The sequence below is a fragment of the Zoogloea sp. genome, from assembly GCF_041911615.1.
GTDB lineage: Bacteria > Pseudomonadota > Gammaproteobacteria > Burkholderiales > Rhodocyclaceae > Zoogloea.
In genome coordinates, this window is record NZ_JAYROR010000044.1 from 1 (window position 1) to 9420 (window position 9420).

9 protein-coding genes and 2 pseudogenes are annotated in these 9420 nt (G+C 68.9%); 7 read left to right on the forward strand and 4 right to left on the reverse strand.

Annotated features, from left to right (window positions below; genetic code table 11):
- Positions 1-258: pseudogene (locus tag ACE3P2_RS05670) on the reverse strand (MFS transporter); the annotation flags it as partial.
- Positions 259-354: 96 nt separating this feature from the next.
- Here ACE3P2_RS05670 and ACE3P2_RS05675 point away from each other — a divergent pair.
- Positions 355-1308 (forward strand): GlxA family transcriptional regulator, encoded by a 954-nt coding sequence (locus tag ACE3P2_RS05675; protein WP_374261978.1) that lies wholly within the window; start codon positions 355-357, stop codon positions 1306-1308.
- A 13-nt stretch (positions 1309-1321) separates the two neighbouring features.
- Here the strand turns inward: ACE3P2_RS05675 and rpe are convergent, their stop codons facing one another.
- Positions 1322-2011 carry a ribulose-phosphate 3-epimerase gene (gene rpe / locus ACE3P2_RS05680; protein WP_374261980.1) on the reverse strand — a complete coding sequence of 230 codons (690 nt, stop codon included), beginning with the start codon at positions 2009-2011 and terminating at the stop codon, positions 1322-1324.
- Between the two features lie 151 nt (positions 2012-2162).
- On the opposite strand from rpe, the gene apaG reads away from it, so the two are divergent.
- Positions 2163-2549 carry a Co2+/Mg2+ efflux protein ApaG gene (gene apaG / locus ACE3P2_RS05685; protein WP_374261982.1) on the forward strand — a complete coding sequence of 129 codons (387 nt, stop codon included), beginning with the start codon at positions 2163-2165 and terminating at the stop codon, positions 2547-2549.
- A gap of 7 nt (positions 2550-2556) precedes the next feature.
- Here the strand turns inward: apaG and ACE3P2_RS05690 are convergent, their stop codons facing one another.
- A complete protein-coding gene (locus ACE3P2_RS05690) occupies positions 2557-3189 on the reverse strand; it encodes a DUF2238 domain-containing protein (protein WP_374261985.1) in 633 nt (210 codons plus the stop codon).
- 560 nt (positions 3190-3749) lie between these two features.
- Between ACE3P2_RS05690 and ACE3P2_RS05695 the strand changes: the two are divergent.
- From ACE3P2_RS05695 to ACE3P2_RS05715, 5 genes and pseudogenes are all read left to right on the forward strand, one after another.
- Positions 3750-4004: pseudogene (locus ACE3P2_RS05695) on the forward strand (methyl-accepting chemotaxis protein); the annotation flags it as partial.
- Between the two features lie 39 nt (positions 4005-4043).
- Positions 4044-4466 (forward strand): CZB domain-containing protein, encoded by a 423-nt coding sequence (locus tag ACE3P2_RS05700; RefSeq protein WP_374261999.1) that lies wholly within the window; start codon positions 4044-4046, stop codon positions 4464-4466.
- A gap of 76 nt (positions 4467-4542) precedes the next feature.
- Positions 4543-5169 (forward strand): LysE family translocator, encoded by a 627-nt coding sequence (locus ACE3P2_RS05705; RefSeq protein ID WP_374261988.1) that lies wholly within the window; start codon positions 4543-4545, stop codon positions 5167-5169.
- Positions 5170-5310: 141 nt separating this feature from the next.
- Positions 5311-7119, forward strand: a complete 1809-nt coding sequence (locus ACE3P2_RS05710; protein ID WP_374261991.1) for an ABC transporter ATP-binding protein/permease — start codon at positions 5311-5313, stop codon at positions 7117-7119.
- Between the two features lie 387 nt (positions 7120-7506).
- A complete protein-coding gene (locus tag ACE3P2_RS05715) occupies positions 7507-8916 on the forward strand; it encodes an esterase-like activity of phytase family protein (RefSeq protein ID WP_374261994.1) in 1410 nt (469 codons plus the stop codon).
- Between the two features lie 73 nt (positions 8917-8989).
- On the opposite strand, the gene ACE3P2_RS05720 is transcribed toward ACE3P2_RS05715, so the two are convergent.
- A partial coding sequence (locus ACE3P2_RS05720; RefSeq protein ID WP_374261997.1) for a hypothetical protein occupies positions 8990-9420 on the reverse strand: 431 nt, incomplete at its 5' end.

Here is a 9420-nt window from a genome sequence, read left to right on the forward strand (position 1 = left end):
CACCGCCAGCGCGAGGCCGGCCGCCCCCACCAGCGCCGCGGCGATGAACACCGGCCGGCGCCCGTGGCGGGCGGACAGCCGCGCGAGGGGATGCAGCGCCAGCATCGTGGCGAGGTATTGGGCGGCCAGCGGCAAGGTCGCCCAGCCGGTGCCGGCGGCGAGTTCGACGCTCACCAGCGCCGAGGCGGACAGCATCAGGCTGACGATGGTCATCGCCAGCGCCTGGGACAGCGCCAGCAGCAGGACATTGCGGTTCATGATCGACTCCAGGGTTTTGACGCCTGCATCGTCGCCGGCTAGAGTGATGGCGTAAATGACGCAAATCCCTCGATTCATGCCATCACCCTTGCCGCCATGACCCGCACGATCCGCTTCCTCGTCTTCCCCGGCTTCCAGATCCTCGACGCGGCGGGGCCGCTGTCGGCCTTCGAAGCGGCCAACGAGCTACGGCCGGGTGCCTACGCGCTGGAGGTGGTGTCCGCTGCCGGCGGGTCGGTGGCGAGCTCCTGCGGCGTGGCCTTCGCCACCGCGCCCTTCGACGCCGCCCAGCACGATCCGGGGGAGGCCGACACGCTGGTGGTGGTGGGCGGCGACGGGGTTTACCCGGCCAGCCACGACGCCACCGCGGTGGATTACGTGCGGCGCTGCGGGGCGCGGCTGCCGCGCATGGCCAGCGTGTGCACCGGCGCCTTCCTGCTCGCTGCCGCCGGCCTGCTCGACGGGCGCCGGGCGACGACCCACTGGGTGCGCTCGCGGAGCTTCGCCGAGCGTTTTCCGCAGGTGCGCCTGGAGCCCGACCGCATCTACGTGCGCGACGGAGCGGTGTGGACCTCAGCCGGCATCACCGCCGGCATCGACCTGGCGCTGGCGCTCATCGCCGACGACCTGGGCGAGGCGGTGGCACGACACGCGGCGCGCAAGCTGGTGGTGTATTTCCGCCGGCCGGGCGGGCAGTCGCAGTTCTCGCAGCTGGCCGAGCTGCAGCCGGCCGACGGGCGCTTCGCCGCGCTGCTCGACCACATCCGCAGCCACCTGGACACGCAACTGGACGTGGAAACCCTGGCGGGCCTGGCGCACATGAGCCCGCGCCACTTCTCGCGGCGCTTCACGAGCGAGGTGGGGATGCCACCGGCGCGAGCGGTGGAGCGCCTGCGGGTGGAGGCCGCCGCCGCGCTGCTCGAAAGCGGCGTCGAGGCGGTGCAGACGGTGGCGCGGCGCTGCGGCTTCGGCGATCCGGAGCGGATGCGCCGCGCGTTCGTGAAAGTGCTGGGGGTGCCGCCGTCGGCCCGGCGGCGGACGGCGGCCTGAGGCCCGCGCGGGATCAGCCCGCCAGCGCGCCGCGCAGCTTGCCGATCACCGTGTCGTAGCGGTGGGCATCGCCGGCATGGGCGGCACCGAACACCGCCGAACCGGCGACGAAGGTGTCGGCCCCGGCGGCGGCGATCTGGGCGATGTTGTCCACCTTCACGCCACCGTCGATCTCGAGCAGGATCTGCCGGCCGGTGCGGGCGGTGTAGGCGTCGATCTTGGCGCGGGCCTCGCGCAGCTTGTCGAGGGCGGCGGGAATGAAGGACTGGCCGCCGAAGCCCGGGTTCACGCCCATGATCAGCACCACGTCGAGCTTGTCCATGACGTGGTCCATCCAGTTGAGCGGCGTGGCCGGGTTGAACACCAGGCCGGCCTGGCAGCCACTGTCGCGGATCAGGCCGAGGGTGCGGTCCACGTGCTCGGAGGCTTCCGGGTGGAAGGTGATGATGTCGGCGCCGGCCTTGGCGAAGTCGGGCACGATGCGATCCACCGGCTTGACCATCAGGTGCACGTCGATGGGCGCGGTGGTACACGGGCGGATCGCCTCGCAGACCAGCGGTCCGATGGTGAGGTTGGGCACGTAATGGTTGTCCATCACGTCGAAGTGGATCCAGTCGGCGCCGGAGGCGATCACGTCGGCGACTTCCTCGCCGAGCTTGGCGAAGTTGGCGGAAAGCAGGCTGGGGGCGATGCGGTAGGTCATGGCAGGCGTCCGGCACGCGGCGCAGAGGGAGAGGAAGGCCGGCAGTGTACCCGCCGGCCAGCACGCGCGCCAACGCCAGCGGCGCGGCGGTTGCGGCGCGGCGGGGATTCGGCTTCAATAGCTCTCCCCAACCGGAACCCCAGGCCCAATAATGAGCTCAGCGCCATCGTCCAAGTCCATCGAGGTCACCGCGGTCGCCCGCTTCGTGCCCGAGCAGTCAGACGTGCAGGCCGACCGCTACGTCTTCGCCTATCACATCACCATCCGCAACACCGGCAGCGAAACCGCCCAGCTGGTGAGTCGCCACTGGATCATCACCGACGCCGAGGGCGCCGTGCAGGAAGTCCAGGGCGCCGGCGTCGTGGGCGAGCAGCCCGTGCTGCGCCCCGGCCAGCAGTTCGAATACACCAGCGGCTGCTCCATCGCCACCCCGGTGGGCACCATGAAGGGCAGCTATCAGATGGTGGCCGAGGACGGCTCGCGCTTCGACGCGCCGATCGGCGAATTCACCCTCGCGATGCCCCGCACCCTGCACTGACCCTCCCCTACAGCGGCCGGCGCAGGCCGCCCAGGCGGGCAATCTGGCGGGCCTGCCAGGCACCGAACAGGCTCTGCCCGCTCACCGCGCCGACCAGCGCCATCGCCATGTCGTTCTGGGTATCCCACGGATCGCCCTGGGTGCCCAGAAAAGCCTCCGCCCCCTGCCCCAGCGCCACCGCCGCGCCCCATTCGACGAGCTCGTAGAGCGCCGAAATCGCCAGACACACGCTGGTGACGAGGAAGAACAGCCAGCCCGGCCCGCGCACCACCCGCAGGCGCAGCAGGATCTCCCGCGCCACCAGGGCCGGCACCAGCCCCTGCATGAAATGTCCGATCCGGTCGTAGGGGTTGCGGTCGAGGGCCAGCACATCCTGCAACCAGAAACCGAACGGCACCCGCGCGTAGGTCCATGCCCCGCCGACGATCAACACCAGCGCATGGGCCGCGATGAGCCCCTGCAGCAACGGCGTGAGGGGAAAGCGCCGATGGGTCGCCACCAGCACCGGCGCGGCGATCAGCACCGGCGCCACCTCCATCCACCAGGTCGAGCGGTCGAAGGGCGCAACGGCGGAAGCCATCAGTGCGAGCATCACCACGCCCAGCAGGGCCAGGGGTAAGCGATCGGACGATGGATGCATGGACCTACTTCAAAAGAGTTAAAAATTCATTTCAACCCCCTCAAAAAGGGGGGGGGCTTCTACCGATAACAGCCTCAGCACACACCGCAATCCAGACTGCGCTTCCGGCGGCCGTGCCTCCAACTCAACGCCTAGAAAAAACCATGTGGATCAAAAAGAAGAACTACGAAGACCTCCAGGCCAGGCTCCAGGCCGCCACCGACAGGAACGCCCAGCTGGAGACTGAGCGGGCCACGCTGCAGCAGGAGTTGGCCATGCTGCAACAAACCTACGCCGAACACCAGCAACGCTCCGGCAACAACTTCGCCATCGTCGAACGGATGAGCGCCTTCGGCGGCTCGCTGACCAGCGCCCAGGGTAGTCTGGCCGAAATGGCCAACCTGCTGCGCGACGAGAAGCTCAAGGCGATCGAGGCGGCCCACGTGTCCCAGGCGAGCGGCCAGGCCACCACCGAGATCGCCCAGAACCTGCAGCGCCTCGCCAGCGAATCGGAGACCTCGGCCCATGAGGTCGAAACCCTCGCCCAGCGCGCCGGCGAGATTGGCGCCATCGTCAAGCTGATCCACGACGTGGCCGACCAGACCAACCTGCTGGCCCTCAACGCGGCCATCGAGGCCGCCCGCGCCGGCGAGGCCGGACGCGGCTTCGCGGTGGTCGCCGACGAAGTGCGCAAGCTCGCCGAACGCACCTCGACCGCCACCCGCGACATCTCCAACCTCGTCACGCGCATCCGCGACGACTCCACCCGCGCCCGCAACAGCATGGAAACCCTGGCCCAGGCGGCCGGGCAGTTCAGCGCCCGCGGCCAGCGCGCCAACGAGGACATGAAGCGCCTGATGGACCTCTCCGGCAACATGGAAGGCGTGATCGCCGGCAGTGCCACCAAGAGCTTCGTCGAGGTGGCCAAGATCGACCACATCGTCTACAAGTTCCGCATCTACCTGGCCGTGTTCGGCATGATCGACCTCAAGTCCAGCGGACTCGCCAGCCATACCAACTGCCGCCTCGGCAAGTGGTACTACGAAGGCGAAGGGCGCGACTGTTTCAGCAAGCTGTCGGGCTACCGGGAGATCGAGCCGCCGCATATCGAGGTCCACCGCGCCGGGGTCGCCGTGCTCGAAGCCTACGAGGCCGGCGACATGGCCGCCGTGATCCGCCAGCTCGACATCATGGAAAGCGCCTCGATGCGGGTGCTCGACAACCTCCAGCAGATGGGCGAGGCAGCCATGCACGACCCCTCGGTGCTGTGCCGCAGCGACGACATCCACACCCACTGAGCGCCCAGCGGGCCCGCGCACCCGGTGCGGCCCGCCGGATTGACGGCGCCGTCCGGGCCGCCCAGAATCGGGCGCCATGCCAAGCCTCGACACCCTTCTCGCCTTTCTCGGCATTTCCGTCCTGATCACCCTCGCCCCCGGGCCCGACAACCTGATGGTCATCGGCCAGAGCCTCGCCCGCGGGCGTCGCGCCGGGCTGGCCTTCGGGCTCGGCTGCGCCGGCGGCTGCCTCACCCACATCGCCTGGGCCACCCTCGGCATCGCCGCGCTGGTGCGCGCCTCCGCCGGCCTGTTCCTCGCCTTCAAGCTCGCCGGCGCCGCCTGGCTGGTATGGCTCGGCATCCAGGCCCTGCGCGGCGGCGGCACGCTGGCGCCGGCCGTCGCCGCGCCGCCGCGCCCGTGGCAGCGCGATGTGGCCCGCGGCTTCGTCGCCAACGCCCTCAATCCCAAGGTCGGGCTGTTCTTCCTGGCCTTCCTGCCCCAGTTCGCCGATGCGGCGCGGGGCAGCCTGACCACGCAGATGCTCGTCCTCGGCCTCGTCTTCATCGCCCAGACGGTGCTGATCTTCGGTGCGATGGCGCTCGCCGCCGGCCACATCGGCCGCCTGCTGGCCCGCCGCCCGCGCCTCGGCCCGTGGCTCGATCGCCTGTGCGGCGTGCTGTTCATCGGCCTGGCGGTTCGCTTGGTGAGAGCGGGGCCGTGATGCGTGAGCGGTAAGGCGTGAGACGCCCCCACGGCCCCTTCTACGCCCGCCCCCGTTCCCGACCCGCCCCTGCCGATCGCCAGCGCAAACGCCACCAGCAAAGCCCTCTTCACGCCTGACTCCTGACGCCTCACCACCCCAATGCGACGCTCCCCTTCCGGCCCTCCTCCTGTCCCCGCCAATGGCGAACGCCACGATTGGCAGACCATCAAGAAGCTGCTGCCCTACCTGTGGGCCTACAAGTGGCGGGTGCTCTTCGCCCTGGGCTGCCTGCTCGGCGCCAAGTTCGCCAACGTGGCGGTGCCGATGATCTTCAAGCAGCTCGTCGATGGGCTCGACATCTCCCGCGAGCAGGCCTTCATCGTCGTGCCCGCCGCGCTGCTGGTGGCCTACGGCGCGCTGCGCTTCTCCACCTCGGCCTTCACCGAGCTGCGCGAACTGGTCTTCGCCCGGGTCACCCAGGAGGCCGTGCGCGAAATCTCGCTGCAAGTGTTCCGCCACCTGCACGCCCTGTCGCTGCGTTTTCACCTGGAGCGCCAGACCGGCGGCCTGACCCGCGACATCGAGCGCGGCACCCGCTCGATCGGTTCGCTGATCAGCTACACGCTGTATTCGATCCTCCCCACCTTCGTCGAGATCGGCCTCGTCGTCGGCATCCTGCTCGTCAAATACGAGCCCAGCTTCGCCCTCATCACCGTCGTCACCCTGGCGCTGTACATCACCTTCACCTTCAAGGTCACCAACTGGCGCACCGCCTTGCGCCGCCAGGCCAACGAGCTCGACTCGGCCGCCAACGCCCGCGCCATCGACAGCCTCATCAACTTCGAAACGGTGAAGTACTTCAACAACGAAGCCTTCGAGGCCCGCCGCTACGACACCGAGCTGGCCAAATGGACGGCCGCCCAGATCAAGAACCAGAAGTCCCTGTCGCTGCTCAACGTCGGCCAGGCCGCCATCATCGCCGTCGGCGTCACCGCGATGATGTGGCGCGCCGCCCTGGGCGTGGCAGAAGGCCGCATGACCCTCGGCGACCTGGTGCTGGTCAACGCCTTCCTGATCCAGCTCTACATCCCGCTCAACTTCCTGGGCGTGCTGTACCGCGAGATCCGCCAGGCCCTCACCGACATCGAACGCATGTTCGGCCTGATGGGCACCCATCGCGAGGTGGCCGACGCCCCCGACGCCCAGGCCCTGGCCCGCGGCCCCGCCGAGGTCCGCTTCGACCATGTCGGCTTCGCCTACGACCCGGCCCGGCAGATCCTCCACGACGTGGATTTCGCCATCCCCGCCGGGCACACCGTGGCGGTGGTCGGGCACTCCGGCTCCGGCAAATCCACCCTCGCGCGGCTGCTGTTCCGCTTTTACGACGTGCAGTCCGGCGCGGTGAAGATCAACGGTCAGGACATCCGCCAGCTCACCCAGGACAGCCTGCGCGCCGCCATCGGCATCGTTCCGCAAGATACCGTGCTGTTCAACGACACCCTGCTCTACAACATCCAGTACGGGCGCCCCGACGCCACCCGCGACGAAGTCGAGGCGGCCGCCCGCGCCGCCCAGCTGGAAAGCTTCGTCGCACGCCTGCCCGACGGCTGGCAGACCCGCGTCGGCGAGCGCGGCCTCAAGCTCTCCGGCGGCGAGAAACAGCGCGTCGCCATCGCCCGCACGCTCCTCAAGAACCCCGACATCCTGATCTTCGACGAAGCCACCTCGGCGCTCGATTCGCAGACCGAACAGGCCATCCAGGCCCAGCTCGACGCCGCCGCCCGGGGCCGTACCACCCTCGTCATCGCCCACCGGCTGTCCACGGTGATGAACGCCGACGAGATCATCGTGCTCGACCAGGGCCGCATCGTCGAACGCGGCCACCACCTCGACCTGCTCGCCCAAAGCGGCGCCTATGCCCGCATGTGGCAGCTGCAGCAGCAGGAAGAAGCCGGCGCCGAAGCCTGAGCCCGCCACCCGGCGCCGGGTTCGCGGCGTGAGATCCCTCGTCGCCGGCCGCCCGTCACGCATACGATAGTTTCCACCCTCAAAGGGCCACCTCCCATCAAGGATGGAAACTATCGGATCAACGATGGCGCGCCTGCCATGAGTGATCTCGCGGCCACTATCGATCATCTAGCGGCCTAGATCGATCATCTAGCGGCCTAGATCGATCATCTCAGGGCACAGATCGATCATCTAAAGGCGTAGATCAAGCATCCAGCCGCCTGGATCGAACATCTCGCGGCGTCCGTCGATCATTTCGCCCCTCCCTCACCGCCTTAACCCCCGCGTAACAGTCCTTGCGTAGTGTTTCCCGCTTTGCCTCCCCACCTCGCAAGGAGTTGCCCCCCCATGTTCGCCAAACGTCTGCTGGCCGTCGTCGTGCCGGCGCTGCTCGCCTCCGCCCCCACCGCCCATGCCGGCGTCTCGCTCATCGGCATCGGCCAGCTCGCCGGCACCGACCTGTCCGGCCTCGTCCAGGACAAGCTCGAGAACGGCGTGGCCCAGAACATCGTCGGCGGCCTCGGCTCCGCCATCGCCTGGGCCGGCGGCGACACCTTCCTGATGACCCCCGACCGCGGCCCCAACGCCGAGCCCTGGAACAGCACGGTGGACGACACCACCTCGTGGATTCCCCGCTTCCAGACCGTCAGCCTCGGCCTCGCCAGCGCCAGCTTCAGCGCCGGCAGCGTCACCACCCTGACGCCCACCCTCACCGCCACCACCCTGCTCTCCAGCAGCACCCCGCTCAACTACGGCAGCGCGCCGGTGCTCACCGGCGGCAACGGCCAGCACTACTTCACCGGCCGCTCCGACGCCTTCGCCGCCGGCCAGTCCACCAACAGCGACAACGCCCGCCTCGACCTCGAAGGCATCCGCGTCGCCGCCAACGGCCAGAGCGTGTTCATCTCCGACGAATACGGCCCCTACGTCTATCAGTTCGACAAGGCCACCGGCAACCGCATCGCCGCCTTCGCGCTGCCCGCCAAGTTCGCGGTGAGCAAGCTCTCGTCCCAGGGCAACACCGAGATCAGCGGCAACACCAGCGGCCGCGTCGCCAACAAGGGCATGGAAGGCCTCGCCATCACCCCCGACGGCAAGACCCTCGTCGGCATCATGCAGAGCCCGCTGCTGCAGGACGGCGGCACCGACGCCAGCACCGTGCGCATCGTCACCATCGACATCGCCAGCGGCAAGGTCACCCACGAATACGCCTACAAGCTCGACAACATCGGCACCGCCACCAAGCCCAAGTACCCCACGGTGAGCGAGATCGTCGCCATCAACGACCACGAGTTCATCGTCGACGAGCGCGACGGCAAGGGCCTCGGCGACGGCAGCAACGCCGCCGTCAAGCGCCTCTACAAGATCGATCTGGCCGGCGCCACCGACGTGAGCACGCTCACCGGCGCCGCCGCCCTCGCCTCCGCCGCCGTCGGCAAGAGCCTGTTCGTCGATCTGGTGGCCCTGTTCACCGCCAACGGCTTCACCCCCGCCACCATCCCCGCCAAGATCGAAGGCCTCGCCTTCGGCTCCGACGTGTTGGTGGATGGCGTGCTCCAGCACACCCTGCTGGTGGCCAACGACAACGACTTCCTCGACACCGTCGGCGGCCTCGCCAACCCCAGCCGGATCTTCGTGCTGGGCGTCACCGGCGACATGCTGCCCACCTACAGCGCCCAGCAGATTCCCGAGCCGGCCAGCCTGAGCCTCGCCGCGCTGGGTCTCGGCGGCCTGCTGCTGCGTCGCCGCAAGGCCTGAGCGCCGCGTCTGCCGCAACAAGCAAAAGGCCCGCGCAAGCGGGCCTTTTTGCATCGTCCGGCGATCGACGCCATCAGCGATAGGCTGGCTCGTTGGCGTTGTGGATGATCCAGATCAGGTTGGCACCGCCCAGGTCGCCCATCGAACCGCCAGCGAAGATCAGGCGGCCCTGGCCCTTGTAGACCAGCTCCTGGCGATGGGTGTCGCCACCGAAGTAGAACGGGATGAAGGCCTTGCCGGTGATGTAGGCGCCCTGGTCCGACGGCTGGCCGATCAGGTCGGTCACCTGCTTCATCGGCATACCGATCTGCAGCCGGGTGAACTTGCTGCCCGGCGCCGGACGGCCGGTGATCTCGCCGTCGTAATCGCGGATGCCCTTCACCTTCTGGCCATAGCCCGACTCCACCTTCGACGAATCCACCACCTCGCCGCGGGCGTTCATGCCCGGGCCGATCTTGCCCGGCGCCGCCGCGGGCGCGGGGGCCGCTGCGGCGGCGGGCGCCG

Bases quoted from the DNA above. Each gene is read 5' to 3' on its own strand.
- ACE3P2_RS05700 (WP_374261999.1), top strand. From the start codon at position 4,044: ATGGAAGGCGTGATCGCCGGCAGTGCCACCAAGAGCTTCGTCGAGGTG.
- apaG (WP_374261982.1), top strand. From the start codon at position 2,163: ATGAGCTCAGCGCCATCGTCCAAGTCCATCGAGGTCACCGCGGTCGCC.
- ACE3P2_RS05675 (WP_374261978.1), top strand. From the start codon at position 355: ATGACCCGCACGATCCGCTTCCTCGTCTTCCCCGGCTTCCAGATCCTC.
- ACE3P2_RS05705 (WP_374261988.1), top strand. From the start codon at position 4,543: ATGCCAAGCCTCGACACCCTTCTCGCCTTTCTCGGCATTTCCGTCCTG.
- rpe (WP_374261980.1), bottom strand. From the start codon at position 2,011: ATGACCTACCGCATCGCCCCCAGCCTGCTTTCCGCCAACTTCGCCAAG.
- ACE3P2_RS05715 (WP_374261994.1), top strand. From the start codon at position 7,507: ATGTTCGCCAAACGTCTGCTGGCCGTCGTCGTGCCGGCGCTGCTCGCC.
- ACE3P2_RS05710 (WP_374261991.1), top strand. From the start codon at position 5,311: ATGCGACGCTCCCCTTCCGGCCCTCCTCCTGTCCCCGCCAATGGCGAA.
- ACE3P2_RS05690 (WP_374261985.1), bottom strand. From the start codon at position 3,189: ATGCATCCATCGTCCGATCGCTTACCCCTGGCCCTGCTGGGCGTGGTG.